Origin of the sequence: Enterococcus sp. AZ177, assembly GCF_050544585.1 — a bacterium.
Taxonomy (GTDB): domain Bacteria; phylum Bacillota; class Bacilli; order Lactobacillales; family Enterococcaceae; genus Enterococcus_L; species Enterococcus_L plantarum.
Genome location: NZ_CP172944.1, coordinates 2,945,471 through 2,963,783, shown reverse-complemented (window position 1 = coordinate 2,963,783; position 18,313 = coordinate 2,945,471). Strand labels below are relative to the sequence as shown.

Genomic DNA, 18,313 nt, shown 5'->3' with positions numbered 1-18,313 from the left:
AACCGTTGACATGGGATGGTTCCCACATTATACAATGGACGTATAAAAAGGAAATGGAGTGAGCCACATGAAAATTATGATTGAGAAAGACTTTGAAGCAATGAGCGAAACAACTAAAAATATTTTATTTGGTCATATGAGCCAAGATAAACGGGTTAACTTATCAATAACAGCAGGGAATACCCCAGTTCATGTTTATAAAAAAATGGTAGAAATTGTAAAAGATTCCCCCAATTATGCCAATGTTCACTATTATAACTTTGATGAAATTCCTGTCGCTGGTCAAAAGGAAGGAATAACGATCACAGATTTACGAAAACTATATTTTACTCCTGCCACTATCGATGAAGCCAATATTCATCCTTTAACCGTTGAAAATTATGCTGAACAAGACAAACGTTTGGCAATGGACGGCGGATTAGATGCCATGTTGATCGGTTTAGGTGGAGATGGTCATTTCTGTGGGAATATGCCGACAACGACAAGTTTTGAAAATTTGACTTACAAGATAAAGGTCACTGGTGAAGAACCTTGGTTTGTACCAGACATGATGGAAAAAGATATGGAGTTCGTTACTATGGGACCTGTTAGTGTCATGCGGGTAAAACACTTGATTTTGATCGTGAATGGTGAGAAAAAAGCTGAGATGGTAAAGAACGTCTTACAAGGACCCGTCACCGAAGAGTTCCCTGCATCTATTTTACAATTACATCCGAATCTTACTGTTATCTTAGATGAAGCAGCAGCAAGTAAATTAGATAGATAAATAGCTTTTAAAGATTAAGGGAGTAAACGGCCTTGATCTTTTTTAAAACTCAATTTACAAACGTATGTTCTCGTGTTATTCTTGATTAAACGTTATAAGAATGGAGTCGAATATGGAAAAAATCAGATGTGATTGGGCACAGGGTAAAGAATTAGAAGAAACATATCACGATGAGGAATGGGGAACCGCTGAGCATAGTGATCAAAAACTTTTTGAAATGCTGATTTTAGAAAGTATGCAAGCTGGGTTGAGCTGGTCAACGATTCTAAAGAAAAGAGGGACACTCACCAGTGCATACGATCAGTTTGATTATACAAAAATTGCCGAGTATACCCAAGAGAAGATCGATTCTTTATTGAAAGATCCAGGAATCATCAGAAATAAGCTAAAAATCAATGCAACAATCAATAATGCGCAAGTCTTTATGAGGATTCAAGAGGAATATGGTAGTTTTGATCAATTTATTTGGGCGTATGTGGATGGAACACCAATTAAAAATAGGTGGAAAGAAGTTGGAGAAGTTCCAGCATCAACGGAATTATCAGATAAAATCAGCAAAGATTTGAAGAAAAAGGGATTTAAATTTTTAGGTACAACGACAGTCTATGCATTTATGCAAGCAACAGGCATGGTAGATGATCATTTAGCACATTGTTTTAAGCGACAAGAAGAGTAAAAATGCATAGGACAGGGTATTTCTAATGTGTAAAAATAGAAAGGATTTCAAAAAGAACTACTTTCTTTTGAATTCGTTTTTCAGTTTACATACTAAAGGCAACGGTTTGCTATGTATCTGGATTGTAGAGGATATATTTCAGGGAACGTTGCATGTTTTACCAACCTAAAACGGGAATAATAGTATCATGCAATTTTTTATCAATAAATAGATTGACCCCGTCAGAACTGTCTCATACATACAATCTGGAGTATAAAGTAGAAATTTCCTCTTGTACTTTTTTTGAAATAAGATAAGCTTTAAAGAGTAGATCTTGAAAATTATTTGTATAGGCACCATTTTCTTCGACTCATGATAGTTTGAAATAAAAGAAGGCAGCAATTACGTATCTAACAGTGCGCTATTTATTAAAAAACGGGTCGATTAGAAGAAATAGATGGAACAAAAGAACTAGACATACAGAGTACAAACAAAGTGAGTTTATTCACGTATAATGTTTTACTTGATAAAACAGTTGGCTATCTGCAACAGGGGAACCTGTTTAGCCAAGATAAGGGATGTCTATATAGAAAGATGATGCTGTCTTTAATCAATCCGCAGACATGTAAAATGGTCGAAGTTGACTCTATTTACTTGATGATCGAGCTAATGAATAAAGGAGAAGGCCGATCGGTTTTACCTAAGCGTTTCTTTCTGGAGAAACAGGATTAATCGTTGTAGTTCACTAAAACAGAACAGCAAGTTCCTATCAATATCGTTGGAAATACTTGGAACTACCACCATGTTCGTTCGTTTTCAGAGAATAGTAACGCTTTGAGATAGAGAGGATTTGATTTGTGTGAGTGATATTTATAAGGATATCAATTCAAACTATGAGAGATTGTCAGAAGCCGAACGGGAAGTTATTCATTTTATTTTAAAATTTGAAGAAATCGAAGGGTTAAAATTGAAAGACATCAAAGATGCGCTGTATATATCGAATACTACAGTCATTCGGGCATGTAAAAAATTAAATTACGCGACATTTAACGAACTGAAAGCTGCATTCATCCAATCGAGAGAGAAAAAGAAACAGATTTACCCAAAACAATCCAATTTTTTACATGTATTAGATAGTATAAAGAAAGAGACGTTAACGACTTTAGAATTAGTGGACGAAAAAAATATCGATAAAATATGTAACTGTCTAATCAATGCAAGAAGAATTTTTTGTATAGGAACGGAATCAAGTGCTCAAGTCGCATCTGAATTTAATGATAAGCTAAAATCAATCGATTTTTGGACGAATGATTTTTCAGATAAACGACTGATTGAACGCATTCCTAAAATCAGCACGTTTCAAGATGTGGTTGTTGTATTTTCGTTAAGTGGTCGACACGAAGAGCTCGATGAGATCATGATCGAAGCTAAATGCAATAGAACAACCATCATTTCAGTGACGAATATAGCAGCGACTAAATTAAAATCGATTAGCACATACTGCGTACTGACCAGTAACACTGGTAACCAGAAAAAATTTTGCTCACGATTGATGCTCCATATGATGAGTAATCTGATTTATGAAAAATTAATAACAAAAGTACCTATTTTTGATGGAACATCACGTAACTAAATTTTTGTGACCAAGTAGGTACTGTGCAACATCAACTCGTTCCTCGTTGTGTTTTACAGCAATTCCAGCTTATTTCCGAAGGGATTGCTTCTGCTCCCAACGTTTATGTGCATTTAGGGTGTGATACAAAATGATTATTACTTTTGTATCACACCCTTTTTAATTATTTAACTTTTTGTTCTGCCCATTCAGCAGAATATTGTTCACCTGCAACTAAGTCATATTGAATGTACTTATAATCCTCTAGTATTTCTTTTTGTTCCTCCGTTAAATCTTTTTCTAAAATGATTTTATTTTTTTCTGTAACAAATACTTGTTTCCCGTTATAACGGTTTGAGACACTTTCTACTGGATCAATCGTGGATGCCGGAAGTTTATTTGTTACCTGAGTTAATAATGCATAGAAAGGAGTTACCTTGATATTGGCTTGCTCAAATGCTAAGGCATTAAAATTAAAGGGTGATACAACGTTTTTATTTAATTTTTTTATTTGATCTCTGCTAAAAGCATTGCTGTAAATAAAATAATCTGTCTCATGGTGCTCTAAACCATATTTTTTTTGATCATTACCACTATAAAGAGAAGGCAAGTGGTCACCATAGAAGACAAAGGTGATCGGTTTTTGGATTTTATCCAATTCCTTTATGAACTCTTTAACAGCTTCATCTGTATAATGAAGTCCTTGCATGAAGGTCGCTAGTTCCCCTTTTCTGCTCTCTAAAACAGCTTTTCCTTCAGCACTGTAATCGAGCTTATCATAATAATCTTGGTAAGGCATATGATTTTGCATGGTTGATAATTGAATAAATTGAGTAGTCTCTGTATTACTTTGTAACGCTTTTAATGTTTCTTTGTACGCTGACTCGTCAGAAATTCGTGGACTTCTTTCGATTTTATCTGTATAAGTCAATTTGTCTGGGCTGTCTACATAATAAAATTTATCAAACCCAAATTTTTCAAAGACACTTTTTCTTTGATACAGCGATGCAGTAAAAGGGTGAATTGCAATTTTTTCGTCGAACAGGTTTGTAATATTAGGACTTACATGTTGCCCTCCGACTAACTGGGTATAGGGTGTAACTAATGAGGCGGATAGACTACTGATATCCAAACCAGTCAAACTTTGCCATTCCATATTAGCGGTACCGCCACCATAACCTACGGATAGCATTGTACCACCGGTATTTTTTTTCATGAGCTCTTTAATCGTTGGGATTGGGTCATTCAGTACATTAAGGTTAGGAACTCTAGCAGGATCACTAAAGGTTTCACTTAAATTTAAAATAAGAGTTTGATTTTCCAACCAATCGTTTCTTGTTTGATTGATTTTTTCAGCTTCGGCATCATATTTTTTCATTAATTCTTCAATTTTATTTTTTGAATAGTTTTCTGGTTTATCCATTATCTTGATATCGATATTATTCAGAAATTGAATAATCGGACCATTTTCTAAAACTGTTTCACCTTGGTTGATAAAGAGTTTATTGACTCTAAATAAATTAAACAATAAGAAAGAAGGTGAATTTTTATGATTTATAAAAAAGACATTTGAAAATAGAACGGACAACGTAATGATGCCAATAATTCTTTTTTTCCAATTGAATTTTAGCGCATATTGATGCTGTAGCTTTCTTTGCACCACGATACTAGAAATGGTCACCACGAGGATTAAAATCGCACCAGTCATAACCAAAACAGGACTAACCATGGAAAGTAATTCCGAAATACTATTTAACATCTTCAAGTCTGAAGGAAAAACAGGCTCATCTCTTAAATTGACTTTGATCACACTGGAGACAGTTAAGAGTAAGTCAATCAAAAAAGTTAACGAAAAAACGTACCAAAAGCGATTCATAAGTAATAAAAGTAATAGGAAAAAGCCCATGATGATCATAGTCGTTAATATCAAAATAGATTGACGTTGCGTAAAAATTTTAAGGATTACTTGGAAAGTCTGCGACCAACCTTCTGTTTTATCAAGTAAAAAGAGTTGTACGCATGTGAAAAAGTAAAAGAAGATTGCAACGAAAAAGAGCGCTTTTCTTCTGTAAATCCACGATTTTATGCTGCGTAGCTTTTGATAAAATTGAGTAGGAGAATCGAAACTTAAGTCGTTTATTCGCTTTTTATATAAGGATGATTTTTGAAGCAGTAAGCAAATCGTAATCAAACTAATCGCTATAAGCAAGTATATACCAGTATACTTAAGGATATTTAATAGCCAATTTAAGCCGGAACTAGAGAGCTTTATCTTCCAAAAAGTGGAAACTCTATAATTAGTCAATGGCCAGCTAGTGAGTACTTGTGTGACAATCAAACTGGTAGCGATAAAAGTACCAGTAGCTTTTAAGCTGATTTTTTGTGCTATAGATTCTGAAAAAAGAAATAAGCTTAAAGCATAGTAGACCGAAAATAAAGAATAGGGTACTGAAAATCGATTAGCTGTAGATGCATCACCTCGAATAAATAAAGAAACTTGTGTCATCAGTAAAATCAAACCAAAAAGAAGCCCTAAACTAAAACCTAGATGCAAAAATTTAAATTTTATTTTTTTTTCTAGATTTAACTGTTTGACGACATAACCAATAAAAAATAAATAGAAAATCCAGACCACATTTTTCCCTTCTTGAAAGCCCCAAATGTCTTTATTAAATAAAGTAGGCAATAGGACGAAGGCAATGGTCAAACCAATGGTTATTCTTTTTAAACGGTCTGTCGATAAGGTATTGAGTCTCTTTGTTAATAGTGGAATACTGCAGAATAAAAGGACACAAGACACAGCATAAATGAAGTAGTTTTGGCTAATTGGAAATAGTATTATCCAATAATCGCGAAGATTCAATGCGGAAGACTTAATATAAAAAAAGACATTGTTTGTAAGTGCTATAACCATGTATAGCAGGAAAAAACTACTTAGATAGCGCAAGACTTTTATATTAGCTATTTTCTGATAATGATAGCCCATATATAAGGGAACCAAACTAAGACCAGCTCCTACTGCCACCTTCATAAAGGAATAGATGTAAAACTTCCCAGGATACAACGTGTAGGTTGGTACAGTAGTTGCAGAAAGTAATACTCGTTGCATGATGATTAGAAAACATGCAATCAAAATTGTTAAAAATTCATAATTTTTAGATTCATTTTTTTTCAAAGAAACACACCCGCTATATACATATTTAAAGATACCTTATTCGCATAATGCCGAATAGGTATCGCTATTCTACAATATATAGTAGCGTAAAATGGCTGGTATTACAATCCTTCTTGGAGGAAGATGATAGTCTTATATTTACTATTCGCTTATAGGACAAATTTCTCACGTTTGAATAAATATAATTTCGCTATTTTTTATATAATAAAGTTTAAATAAAATGAAAAAATCAGTTTTTTTCAAAATAATCTTCATAAACCAACATTAATTTATCAAAACTCTTAGCATCTGGGATTAGTGGCATAACAATGATCGGAATCGTATCAATATAGATTTCAGGAATATTTGTAATAATGCAATCATAAGCAGAAGCTTCTTTTTCCAGCTCATCTAATGACCTAACCTGTAGCGGTGTACAGGAAAAGCGACCTCGTAAATAATAATTAATTCGTTCAGAGAGCATGTTCATGTAATCCAAACCAGAATTAAATAAAAGGCAGGCTTTCAAGGTAGGAGTGGAATATTCTAATCGGTCAAGTAAGTTTGGCCAATGGGTAAACAAAATCGAAATCGCTTCGTAAACCATATATTCTTTATAAGGATTCGCATAAAAAATTGCTTGCAAAGAGTGGATCAGTTCCATTGGAAAATGACCATATAAGTTTTTGATACTTGTAAGAAATTCTTTGTTTTTATCATGCAAAATATAGGTTCGTCCATGAATTTGATAGTCTAGGTTATAGAGCCGCATAAAAATATCATCAAAATTGTCACAATGACAATCCATTTTTTTCTCGATTTCTTGTAGAAGATGTTCGATTTTTTGATACTTTAAAAGAGCATTGCGGTCGCTTTTTACCAGTTCTCGTAGCGTTTCAATCGAATCAATATATTGATCACTAAAAATTAAATAGAAAAAAATACTTACATTACTTGCGGATAAAGGTAGCTGAAATTGGCTATAAAATTCAGCGCAAGCATAGGAATCGTTAAGAATGTCAAATTCTTTTTCTGATAAATCGTGAAGTTGATTGTCACTATTATGTTTTAGCAGATTGATAATGGTATACGTGTAAAAACGCAGACGATTCAATAAAGAAAAATCTAAGTTGCGCAATGATTCATCTGGAATGGCTTGACTAATAATCTGAAGGTCAACTTGATCTAAAATAGCTAACTGAGCGGGTGTCAACAAACTTTCAGCTACTCCGTACTTCTCATGAAAATAATGTTGCATAAAATTACAAATACTATGTGGATCGCCGACAAGCTGCATTTTTTTTAAGTTGATCGTAAAACCTTCTATTTGAAGAAGTTGATTGACGCGAAGGACGATTCGCTTGATTGTCGAGACACTGATGTAAAGATCGTTAGCTAAATCAACGATAGTAGAGAAATTATGTAAGAAAATCTTTTCAATTAACTGGAATTCAACACTATTTTTTATGAACTTTTGATAAATAATGGTTTTGCAGAATCCAAAATTTGTGGCTAAACGAATACCATATATTTTTGACGATTCAATCGTGGCAGGTGAAAGTACTGTTTCTAATTCAACAATATCTGATTTCAACGTTTTTACAGGAACATTTAGAGATTCGGATGCTCTCGTAAAAGAGAGCCAATCGTTATCAGCTAATAGCTCTACTAACTCTAATTGACGTTTTGATCGAGAGGAAAGAATTTCTTTCAATAGTATCAACACTTTCTGTTTTTATGTTATTTTTTTTATTTATTCTGCTTATAATGAAGTAAATATCAAGTTGCACCCTATTTTAACTTGAAACAGTCTATTTTGTCTATATAACCTAGATAATAATGTATTATTTTTTACAAAAGCTCGAAATATATAGACCATTTTTTTCTTTTAAGTAGAAAAAAATGACCTTTATAATCGCCATTTTGGGATAACATTTGTAATATTTAGCGTATTTTGTTTGATTGTTATGATTATTTTAATAGAAAAGACTGATTTAACCAAGTATTCCTTTTTTATGACGATAAATGACCTCTTTTTTTCTTACAAAACGTTTAAACTAGTGTTAAGCCAATTGAAGGTGAAACAAATAGATGGGAGACAATTATGAAGAAAAAGTTATTAGGGTTAGCGTTGATGTCAACAATTATTTTAGGTGGAGCAGGTTTGTTAAATGCAGATGAAGTGAATGCTCACGGCTATGTAGAAACGCCAGCTGCTCGTGGTTACCAAGGGTCATTAGACAAAAATACTCTGGGCTGGACAGCAGCGATGGAAAAATATGGGAATGTTATTACAAACCCGCAATCGTTAGAAGCGCCAAAAGGCTTTCCGCAAGCGGGTCCAGAAGATGGCCGTATTGCTTCTGCAAACGGTGGATTAGGACAAATTTCTGACTTCGTATTAGATGAAACTGGAGCTGACCGTTGGGTGAAGCAAACGGTTAAGACAGGTCAGAATACATTCTCTTGGTATTATACTGCGCCTCATAGCACAACGAAATGGCATTACTATATCACTAAAAATGGTTGGAATCCAGAAAAACCAATCGCTAGAAAAGATTTACAATTGATTGGTGAAGTAAAACATGATGGTTCAACTGCATCAAATAATAAATCACATCAAGTAAATATTCCAGCAGACCACTCTGGCTACCATGTTGTTTTAGCTGTTTGGGATGTAGCAGATACACCAAATGCCTTTTATAATGTCATTGATGTAAATGTAAAAGGGAATGGAGAAATTACACCGCCAGTTGAAGAGATACCAGCAGCCCCAACGAATGTCAAAGTATCAGATGTGACGGTTTCCTCCCTGAAATTAACATGGGATACTGTTTCAAATGTAAAAGAATATAATGTATACCGCGATGGAAAAAAAGTTGCGACAGTTGGTGGAACGCAATTTAATGATACGAATTTAGTTGAAAATACAAGCTACGCTTATCAAGTAGAAGCAGTTGGAACAACTGGTAAAATTTCTGAAAAAAGTACAGTTGTTAAAGCAACAACACAAACATCAGAAGCAGAAGACAATCAAAAACCGACAGCACCAACCAACGTTCATTCTATGGGAACAACTGAACATTCAGTTGACTTGATGTGGACAAAATCGGCACATTTCTTAGGGGTCAAACAGTATGAAGTGTACCGCGATGGAAAAAAAGTTGCCACGACAGAAAAAACAAGCTTTAAAGATACTGGGTTACATGCTGAGACAACGTATAAATACTCAGTGAAAGCCATCAGCGTTGGCGGAAACGTATCAGATACTAGTGATGTATTTTCTGTAAAAACAAAAGAAAAACCAAGTGGTCATTCTACTTGGAAGGCCGACAACGTTTATAATACAGGCGATAAAGTATTCTTCAATGATTTAGAGTATGAAGCAAAATGGTGGACCAAGGGTGATCGTCCAGACAAATCAGATGCGTGGAGATTACTTTCAGATAAAGTTCTGGAATGGGAAACAAGCAAAGCGTACAGTGGTGGCGATACCGTAACGTTCCAAGGTCAAACATACAAAGCAAAATGGTGGACAAAAGGCGACCAGCCAGGAACTGTAATAGTTTGGGAATCTATTAAGCAATAGAGGATATAGAAAAAAAGTGTTAGATAAGATGTACCGACCCTCAAAAGATAGAGCTAAACATCTAACTTTTTGGGGTCTTTTTATATGGCAAAATATAGTATGGAATTTAAAATGCAAATTATACAAGAGATGATTTTACACTACTTTAAGCGATTTAAAACAAGTACAGTTTTAGTAGAGTGTTATCAATTTAATCATTGAATGCTAAGAAGATAGCTTATCTAAAGTTTGTTGTTGCTTCTCAAAAGCTTCTGTTACTTTTTTTCCAAACTGACCTTTAACTGCTCCTTCTAAAGTTTGAGAGGAAGAAGACAATGCCTTTTTAGCACTTTCTATGGCTGTTTCACCTTGTTTCTTAGATTCTTGTTTCATGTTATGAGATTTCTGTATCTTGGCTGAACCAATTGCTTGTACACGTATTTTTTCTAAATTCTTTTTTAACTCTTTCAATAATTTTTTTGCTAATTCTTCCAATAGAACAACTCCTTATTCTTTATTTGCTTTTTGGAGGTCATTTCGATAGTCTTGTTCAAGTTTTTCTTGTTGTTGATACAGCTGTTTTTTTGCTCTTGATAACTCTTCGTGATAGTCATTTTCTATTTGCATAATTGATTGTTTGGCCCGATCAAAAGGCTCGCTATCTACAGCTGACTGTTGAACAATTCGGTAAATATCTGACAACGTTTCTTGTATTAATTGTTCTCCTGTTCGTTGTGTATTTTTTAGTATATCTTCATCCTCTTCGAGTTCACGGCGTTTTCGCTGATAATCTGCTGTAATCTGTTCCTCTTTCATCTATTAGCTCCTTTTTAAGGCTTTAATTGTTGCGCTAGTTGTTGATCTGTTTGAACCATTTCGTTGATTTTACTTTTGATTTCTTTAGATAACGATTCGAATTTCTCATCCATCGTTCTTGCTTTATTGATTTTTTGCTGAAAAAATTCGGTCGGTTCACCAACTATTCGTTGTTCAGTAGCTCCTATCGCTGATAAGCTATCCTTCATTTCATTATCTGACAGTACTTCTATTTGAGAACGGGCTTCCCGTAATGTTTCTTGCCAGATATCTTCTGCATCTGTAATTGCCTGTTGATATACTTTTATAGCATTAGCCATCGCATTTTGATAAGCTGCTCGCCCTGTATTAACTGCTAGTAACGCCTGCTGGTCATCTAAATAAATTTTTTCATTCTTTGATAGTCCACCACCACTGGCAGTTAGTTTGGCTTTTAGTTGATCTAACATAGTCAATTGAGTTAAAAATCCTCGCATGAGAAAATGACTTGCTTGTATCATTGCTCCTTCAGAATTTCCCGAACTATCTGAAATTTTTAATTGACCTGTTTTTTTATCAAATTCCCAGCTAGTTAATGCATGGCTGCTACCGTCTATCCATACAATTGTTCCAAAATCATCGCTATTTCCAAAACGAGTATTAAAGTCATTCAATCGTGTAATATCATCATTTTTCTGACGGTAATTTAAAAATAAATGAGGATTTTCTTTCATAAATTTTTCTTCGGCTGGTGTTAAGGAACGATATTGAAACCAGCCACTAAAAACTGTAGCTGGGATTTGAAAATGAGCTCCCACTTTTAGCATATAAGCTGATTGGGAATAGCCAGATAACTGATTAATCGTCCAATTTGGATTATTATCAATAAGGTCTCCCACATACTGTAAAGCAACGTCTGCTTGAGGGGAACCATTGGGAGACATCCCTTTTAAAGCAGCTTTAAAATCTCTTCCATCGTCAGGATACGTTCCAGCTGCCACAACTGTTACTTGAGATACATCTGGTGTGCCGTTCACTATCGGTGCTACAGCCATTCCTTGAAATCCGTAATCTCCATCTTTTACTGATAATACTTTATACCTTTGCTTATCAGTAGTTTCGAAAATTGTATTTTTTTCTAATTGCTTAACGGGTTTCCCGTTATCTTTAAAATTTGGGTCAACTGAATATACAATTTCATTCAAGTCTTTTAACTGTTCTTCTGTAGCCACGTTTACACTTCACTTTCAGAACCATTTGAATAAATTACCTTAACTTTGTCCTGTGTTTTTCCATTCAGGACAATTTTATCAAAATCAGAATCAATGGGCCCGAAAGCACCTAACTCCGTCTGTTGATTGCTCGAAAAATTTATTGTTCCAGGACTAGAAGTACCCTTATCGGTTGTAATATTCACAGTAAAAGTCCAATAGCCAGTTTTATCATTGTATCCTCCTGACATTTCGGAAATAAAATCTACAACTTTCACATCTGCAAATCTATCTTTTATTAGTTTAACAACAGTTGTTTCCATTTTTATTACTTGCTGTTCTTTTCTTTCCTTCGCATTTTGGTTAAAAGTAAACAAACTAACACCTCCAATTAATATAAGTACAAGTAAAGTAATAAACCATTTTTTCTTTTTCAAAGCCTCACGCTCCTTTGACTATCTGTTTTATCAGTGTATTTAACTTTATTCCCATTATCTTTATAGTTAGGATCAACTTTGTAAACCTCTTTATTCATATCTCTCGATTCTTTTTCTGTAGCCATTATAAATTCCCTTCGGCTTTATTTGAGAAAATCACTTTAACTTTATTTTCTGTGATACCTTTTTCAAATTCAACTTTACCAGAATAAGATTCTAATAGCCTATCTCTATTATTCATAGACATGTTTACACCAATATATGAACTTTCTCCGAAACTATTAGTTATAGTAACCATAACTAAAGTATAACCAGTCAATTTATCTTCACCATATTCTTCATCGAATTCAATTTTTGTCACATTCGCAAAGGTATTTTTAATTTGCTTTGCAGTTACTGTTTCCATTTTTATTATTTGTTGCTCTTTTCTTTCCTTCGCATTTTGATTAAAAGTAAACAAACTGACACCTCCAATTAGTATAAGTACAAGTAAAACAATAAACCATTTTTTCTTTTTCAAAGGCTCATTCTCCTTTAATTATCAGGATCTTAGTGCAAGAATAGATATGTAAAAATAATATTACTATAAACTAATTATCACAACTAAATTAAAAAGAGTCAATGTTTTAATTGTGATAAATCATCTTCATTAGTTGTTAGTATGTCAAAGTGAGCGCCGGCTTTTAGCATATAAGCAGATTGGGAATAGCCAGATAATTGATTAATCGTCCAAGTGGGATTATTGTCAATAAGATCTCTTACATATGTACAGTTTGCATTTTGAATTTCATACTATATTTTTCCATATAAAAAAACTCAAAAAAGTAGATGTTTAAGTCTAACTTTTTGAGGTCGGTACAATTTGAAAATCCTTTTTTTATGTTCGTCTATGTGTGTAAACAGAAGGTTTTCCTTCGAGAACATTGGCAATTTCGACAGCTAATTGTTCTCTTGAAATGGGGTCATATCTTTTGGTAAGTTTTTTGATTCCAGGTATTTTTTTTAGAAAATTGATCGCTGCCGCGCTTATCACGGAAGAAAAACGCTCTTTATCCACGACAAGACTAGGGTAAATAATTACCGGTTCACTTGCTTGTTCTTTGATTAATTGTTCAGCTTGGAGTTTGGCATCCATATAGTTTCTTAACGGGAATGGTGCGCTGTTTGCTGATAGAAATAGAAACTTAGCAGGAGTTGCTTGTGTGTTCAGATACGTTAAAATAAGTCGAACGGGTTCTAGAATAAAGCGGTCGTAAGTAACATTTTTAGTCGGTTGCTCTCTTAAAATTCCGATTGCGTCAATGACCCAATCTGCTTTTTGAACAGCTGAATGCCAATGGGTGTCTGTTAAAATGTCAGAGCGAACCCAATGGACTTTTCGTGCCCAATCTGTTGTTAAGTTACTTGGTTTTCCGTTACGGGAAATGCATAGTACGTTGTGTCCGCGGTCAATCAATTCTTCGGAAAGTTTTTGTCCAATAAAGCCACTTCCGCCAAAAATAGTTATCTGCATTTGCTCTTCCTACTCTCTTCTTGTTATCATGCTAAACCTGTCTTATCGTTAGTTTATCATTATCTATTAAAATGAGACAAAAAAACGTACGCAAAAGGAATTGACTTCACCTTATTGCATGTAAGATTAGTATTGTATACTAACTGAAACACCAAAATGATCGCTGATTTTAGGCGTATTTTTCTATCAAAAACGATTTTGTAGGTAGAAGCCGTTAATTCTTTTGACGTGAAACTATAGTCAATTCTCAACTTTATGAAAAGTTAGGCGTTTTCGTACAGCATGATACTTTCTTAGATAAGGATTTGATGCCGAAAACAGCATTATCATTAGATGATTTACTATTGAATCAACATTGGTCTTGGGATTGTATTTTAGGTTCTTGCTTTATCAAACAAGCAGATATGTTACAAGGGATTTATTACTTTGGTGAACGTTTTTCTTGAGCGGAGAGAGAGCGAAATTTCTTATTCTATGAGCCGATGACTGTTTATGAGTCATCTTTATCGGCAAGTGTTGATGCGATTTTAGCAGCAGAATTAGGAATGGAAGAAAAAGCGGTAGAAATGTATCAGCGCACAGCTCTCTTGGATTTAGATAATTATTATAATGATACTGAAGATGGAGTGCATATCATCTCAATGACAGGGTACCGGCTTACAATCGTGCAAGGCTTTGCCCAAATGAAGAGTTAAAATACGATTTATAATTGAAAGGAATAGTAAATTTGATCGTGAGTATAGGTCTGCTTTTTGTATTGACAATTCTATTATCCTGCCTTAAAATAAAGAAGAAATAGATTGACTACAATCATAGTCGTTTGGTTTATACAGCCAAAAATAAAACAAAGGAGATGTAAAAAATGGAAGCAAAAACCTTTGATATAGAAGGAATGACCTGTGCGTCATGCGCACAAACAGTAGAAAAAGCCACTGCTAAACTCGCTGGTGTGTCAAAAGCAAGTGTCAATCTAGCCACAGAAAAGTTAAATGTTGAATACGATGAAAGTAAACTATCAGAACAAGACATTCAAAAAGCAGTGTCAGATGCGGGGTATGAAGCGTTAAGGAATGTTCAACAACGAACATTTGATATTGTTGGAATGACGTGTGCCTCATGTGCGCAAACGGTTGAAAAAGCAATAAGTAAATTAAGAGGAGTCACAAAAGCTTCTGTCAATTTAGCCACAGAAAAAATGGTGGTCGACTTTGATCCCGCTGTTTTAAATAGCGTAGACATTACCAAAGCCGTATCAGATGCAGGCTATGAGGCAATTGAGCAAGTAGATTCTGCAGATACTGTAGACAAAGACCGCGAGAAAAAACAAAAGCATATCAAGGATATGTGGCAACGTTTTTGGTTATCAGCAGTTTTTACGGTGCCATTATTATACGTCGCAATGGGGCATATGATTGGGTTACCACTACCCGCATTTTTAGATCCAATGATGCATCCGGCCACATTTGCGATGGTGCAATTGATTTTAACGATTCCAGTATTGTATCTAGGGAGAAGCTTCTTTACGGTTGGGTTTAAAGCATTAGTCAAAGGTCATCCTAATATGGACTCTTTAGTTGCTTTAGGAACAAGTGCGGCTGTAGCATACAGTTTGTATGGAACAGCGATGATTTTTGCTGGTGATCCACAATTTACAATGGCCCTTTACTATGAATCAGCTGTCGTGATTTTAACCTTGATCACATTGGGAAAATATTTTGAAGCTGTTTCAAAAGGAAAAACATCAGAAGCAATCAAAAAATTAATGGGATTGGCACCAAAAAATGCCCGTGTCTTCCGTGATGGGCAAGAAATGGAAATTCCAGTAGACAGCGTTCAGTTAGATGATACGATCATTGTTCGTCCAGGAGAAAAAATTCCGGTAGACGGTGTGGTGATTGAAGGCTCATCAGCCATCGATGAATCAATGCTGACAGGCGAAAGTATGCCAGTTGAGAAAAAAGTCGGTGATAATGTTATCGGTGCAAGTATTAACAAGAATGGTAGCTTCCGTTTTAAAGCAACTAAAGTCGGCAAAGATACAGCATTGTCTCAAATCATCAAATTAGTAGAAGATGCGCAAGGCTCAAAAGCACCGATTGCCAAAATGGCGGATAAAATTTCTGGTGTCTTTGTACCGATCGTAATGGTTTTATCTATGTTAGCTGGTTTAGCTTGGTATTTCTTAGGACAAGAATCTTGGGTCTTTGCGTTAACGATCACTATCTCCGTTTTAGTCATTGCGTGTCCATGTGCTTTAGGTTTAGCAACACCGACAGCCATTATGGTTGGAACAGGAAAAGGTGCTGAAAATGGCGTATTGATCAAAAGTGGTGATGCACTTGAAACGACACATAAAATCCAAACAATCGTTTTTGATAAAACAGGAACTATCACAGAAGGAAAACCAAAAGTTACGGATATTATTACCGCAAATGGGATGGAACAAGAGGCGCTACTACGTCTAGCGGCATCCGCTGAAAAAGGCTCAGAGCATCCGCTAGGTGAAGCAATCGTCAATGGTGCGGAAGAAAAAAATCTTACTTTCGCATCCACAGAAAAATTTGTTGCCATTCCTGGTCATGGAATCGAAGTAACGATTGAAGGAAGTCGTTTATTATTAGGAAATAAAAAATTAATGGATGACCGCAACATTTCTTTAGGAGATTTAGGAGCTACGTCAGATCAATTAGCAGAACAAGGAAAAACACCGATGTATATTGCAAAAGACGGTAGCATTGCTGGAATTATCGCAGTTGCTGATACAATTAAACCAAACAGTGTTCCTGCAATCAAAAAACTCCACCAAATGGGCATCGAAGTTGCGATGATCACAGGAGATAATAAACGAACAGCCTATGCAATTGCTAAACAAGTAGGGATCGATCGTGTCTTAAGTGAAGTCTTGCCGGAAGATAAAGCAAATGAAGTAATGAAACTTCAAAAAGAAGGTAGGAAAGTTGCCATGGTTGGTGATGGAATCAATGATGCACCGGCATTAGCACAAGCAGATATTGGAATTGCGATTGGCTCTGGAACAGACGTTGCAATGGAATCAGCGGATATCGTATTGATGCGCAGTGATTTGATGGATGTACCAACAGCAGTAGAGTTGAGTAAAGCGACAATCAAGAATATCAAAGAAAACTTATTCTGGGCATTTGCTTATAACACGTTAGGAATCCCAGTTGCGATGGGTGTCTTGTATCTATTTGGGGGACCGTTGTTGAATCCAATGATTGCAGGAGCTGCGATGAGTTTTAGCTCAGTGTCTGTATTGTTGAATGCATTGAGATTAAAAGGGTTCAAGCCTTCTGTGTTGAAGAAATAATTAGATAAAAAAATCGACTACTCTCTTAGTGAACAGTAAAAAGCACTGTTTCTAAGGCGAGTAGTCGATTTTTATTTATATAAACGTGTAAATAGGTCTTTTTAGACAACCGTTGTGAAAATGTCCTCTTTTGCTTGTCGTTTTTTTAGTGGTATTTTTCCACTGTGATAGCCTAATCCAAGCATATAAGAAACACCAAATTCGGAGCGATCTAATAGCCCTTTTTCACTTAAATAAGCTTCTAATTCAACTCGATCAAAGCCTTCAATTGGACAACTGTCTATGTTCAACAACGCTGCAGTGGTCATCATATTAGCCAAAGGGATATAGGTTTGTTTCGATGCCCAGTCAAATAGTGAACGCTCACTATTTAAATCAAAATCTTTTGTCTGAAATTGCTTGAACATTCGAGTCTGTGGAGCATCGGCTGAAAACGGTAGACCAAACACGTCTTCTACCATGTGTTTGACATGTGCGCTTTCCGCTGTAACATTTTTACGTGCTAGCGCTATGATAAAATGACTGGCTCCGTTTAAACTGTTGATTGCGCCCCAAGCAAATTCTTTCAACTCTTCTTTTATCTGCGGGTTTTCAATTAGTAAAAATGCCCATGGTTCATACCCAAACGAACTTGGAGACAAACGAGCAGCTTCTAAAATTGTTTCCCAATCTTCTGTCGGGATTTTTTTAGCGGGGTCAAATCCTTTTGTAGCATGACGGTGTTCAAAAGCTGTTAAAATCTCTTGTCTTTTTTCTGGTGTATTTGTAGTCAATTGGTTTTCCTCCATTTACTTGAACGTTTATCGCATAAGCAATAAGTGACTTTAGTGTAAAGGAAGCATGCATCGTTGTAAATCGGGGAATTTTTTTATACCATCGTTTAATGTACTTGTGATTTTGACTGTTGCGTATTAAATGGATTGCCCCAATGATACAGTGCCTCAATAACAGGAGCTAAGGTTTGGCCATAATCCGTTATGGAATAACTCACAGCAATCGGTTTTTCCCGTAGTACGTTTCGTTGAATAAGGCCATCTATTTCTAACTCTTTTAACTGTAAGCTCAACATTCGTTTGGTAATGCCAGGGACAAAGCGTTGTAATTCACTGTAACGATAAGCACCTTCAAAAATCAAATGGTATAGTAGGACACATTTCCACTTGCCTGAAATGAATTGCAAGGTTGATTCTACAGAACAGCCATCTAAACAATTGTGGATTTTTCGTTGTTTCATGATCTCACGCCCTTTTATTCATATTATTAATGGAAGTACC

General features: G+C 35.1%; 17 protein-coding genes and 1 pseudogene. 7 read left to right on the top strand and 11 right to left on the bottom strand.

What is annotated here, in order from left to right; translation table 11 throughout:
• Positions 1–67: 67 nt before the first annotated feature.
• The 4 genes from IGJ34_RS14525 (at position 68) to IGJ34_RS14510 (ending at position 3,054) form a co-directional block, all read left to right on the top strand.
• Positions 68–766, top strand: a complete 699-nt coding sequence (locus IGJ34_RS14525) for a glucosamine-6-phosphate deaminase (RefSeq protein WP_069654947.1) — start codon at positions 68–70, stop codon at positions 764–766.
• Between the two features lie 112 nt (positions 767–878).
• Positions 879–1,442: a DNA-3-methyladenine glycosylase I gene (locus tag IGJ34_RS14520; RefSeq protein WP_069654948.1), complete on the top strand. Its 564-nt coding sequence runs from the start codon at positions 879–881 to the stop codon at positions 1,440–1,442.
• 474 nt (positions 1,443–1,916) lie between these two features.
• The gene (locus IGJ34_RS14515; RefSeq protein WP_206836904.1) at positions 1,917–2,153 is read left to right on the top strand and encodes a hypothetical protein; all 237 of its coding nucleotides are present in this window, start codon (positions 1,917–1,919) and stop codon (positions 2,151–2,153) included.
• Positions 2,154–2,280: 127 nt separating this feature from the next.
• On the top strand, positions 2,281–3,054 hold the full coding sequence (locus IGJ34_RS14510) for a MurR/RpiR family transcriptional regulator (RefSeq protein WP_111248919.1): 774 nt from the start codon (positions 2,281–2,283) through the stop codon (positions 3,052–3,054).
• Positions 3,055–3,217: 163 nt separating this feature from the next.
• Here the strand turns inward: IGJ34_RS14510 and IGJ34_RS14505 are convergent, their stop codons facing one another.
• Together IGJ34_RS14505 and IGJ34_RS14500 are read right to left on the bottom strand one after the other, a co-directional pair.
• Positions 3,218–6,208, bottom strand: coding sequence for an LTA synthase family protein (locus IGJ34_RS14505; protein ID WP_430597743.1), 2,991 nt, complete (start codon positions 6,206–6,208; stop codon positions 3,218–3,220).
• 229 nt (positions 6,209–6,437) lie between these two features.
• Positions 6,438–7,901 carry a helix-turn-helix domain-containing protein gene (locus IGJ34_RS14500; RefSeq protein ID WP_206850782.1) on the bottom strand — a complete coding sequence of 488 codons (1,464 nt, stop codon included), beginning with the start codon at positions 7,899–7,901 and terminating at the stop codon, positions 6,438–6,440.
• Positions 7,902–8,291: 390 nt separating this feature from the next.
• On the opposite strand from IGJ34_RS14500, the gene IGJ34_RS14495 reads away from it, so the two are divergent.
• The gene (locus IGJ34_RS14495) at positions 8,292–9,776 is read left to right on the top strand and encodes a lytic polysaccharide monooxygenase (protein WP_430597742.1); all 1,485 of its coding nucleotides are present in this window, start codon (positions 8,292–8,294) and stop codon (positions 9,774–9,776) included.
• A 204-nt stretch (positions 9,777–9,980) separates the two neighbouring features.
• On the opposite strand, the gene IGJ34_RS14490 is transcribed toward IGJ34_RS14495, so the two are convergent.
• The 7 genes from IGJ34_RS14490 to IGJ34_RS14460 form a co-directional block, all read right to left on the bottom strand.
• Positions 9,981–10,250: a hypothetical protein gene (locus IGJ34_RS14490; RefSeq protein WP_086443686.1), complete on the bottom strand. Its 270-nt coding sequence runs from the start codon at positions 10,248–10,250 to the stop codon at positions 9,981–9,983.
• A 12-nt stretch (positions 10,251–10,262) separates the two neighbouring features.
• Entirely contained in the window at positions 10,263–10,571 is a 309-nt protein-coding gene (locus tag IGJ34_RS14485; protein WP_430597741.1) for a hypothetical protein, read from the bottom strand.
• A gap of 14 nt (positions 10,572–10,585) precedes the next feature.
• Positions 10,586–11,782, bottom strand: coding sequence for a hypothetical protein (locus tag IGJ34_RS14480; protein WP_430597740.1), 1,197 nt, complete (start codon positions 11,780–11,782; stop codon positions 10,586–10,588).
• A gap of 2 nt (positions 11,783–11,784) precedes the next feature.
• On the bottom strand, positions 11,785–12,198 hold the full coding sequence (locus IGJ34_RS14475; RefSeq protein WP_430597739.1) for a hypothetical protein: 414 nt from the start codon (positions 12,196–12,198) through the stop codon (positions 11,785–11,787).
• Complete coding sequence (locus IGJ34_RS14470) at positions 12,195–12,323, bottom strand: hypothetical protein (protein ID WP_430597738.1); 129 nt, start codon at positions 12,321–12,323, stop codon at positions 12,195–12,197. The genes IGJ34_RS14475 and IGJ34_RS14470 overlap by 4 nt, the downstream gene beginning before the upstream one ends.
• Entirely contained in the window at positions 12,323–12,718 is a 396-nt protein-coding gene (locus tag IGJ34_RS14465) for a hypothetical protein (protein WP_430597737.1), read from the bottom strand. Before IGJ34_RS14465 ends, IGJ34_RS14470 begins: the two co-directional genes overlap by 1 nt.
• A gap of 357 nt (positions 12,719–13,075) precedes the next feature.
• Complete coding sequence (locus tag IGJ34_RS14460; protein ID WP_069654958.1) at positions 13,076–13,711, bottom strand: NAD-dependent epimerase/dehydratase family protein; 636 nt, start codon at positions 13,709–13,711, stop codon at positions 13,076–13,078.
• 260 nt (positions 13,712–13,971) lie between these two features.
• Between IGJ34_RS14460 and IGJ34_RS14455 the strand changes: the two are divergent.
• Both IGJ34_RS14455 and IGJ34_RS14450 read left to right on the top strand, forming a co-directional pair.
• A pseudogene (locus tag IGJ34_RS14455) lies at positions 13,972–14,403 on the top strand (glycoside hydrolase family 65 protein); the annotation flags it as partial.
• Between the two features lie 170 nt (positions 14,404–14,573).
• Positions 14,574–17,039, top strand: a complete 2,466-nt coding sequence (locus IGJ34_RS14450; RefSeq protein ID WP_430597736.1) for a heavy metal translocating P-type ATPase — start codon at positions 14,574–14,576, stop codon at positions 17,037–17,039.
• Between the two features lie 101 nt (positions 17,040–17,140).
• Here IGJ34_RS14450 and IGJ34_RS14445 read toward each other — a convergent pair whose 3' ends face one another.
• Together IGJ34_RS14445 and IGJ34_RS14440 are read right to left on the bottom strand one after the other, a co-directional pair.
• The gene (locus IGJ34_RS14445) at positions 17,141–17,812 is read right to left on the bottom strand and encodes an NAD(P)H-dependent oxidoreductase (RefSeq protein WP_240485879.1); all 672 of its coding nucleotides are present in this window, start codon (positions 17,810–17,812) and stop codon (positions 17,141–17,143) included.
• A 107-nt stretch (positions 17,813–17,919) separates the two neighbouring features.
• Complete coding sequence (locus IGJ34_RS14440; RefSeq protein ID WP_430597735.1) at positions 17,920–18,273, bottom strand: winged helix-turn-helix transcriptional regulator; 354 nt, start codon at positions 18,271–18,273, stop codon at positions 17,920–17,922.
• Positions 18,274–18,313: the final 40 nt, after the last annotated feature.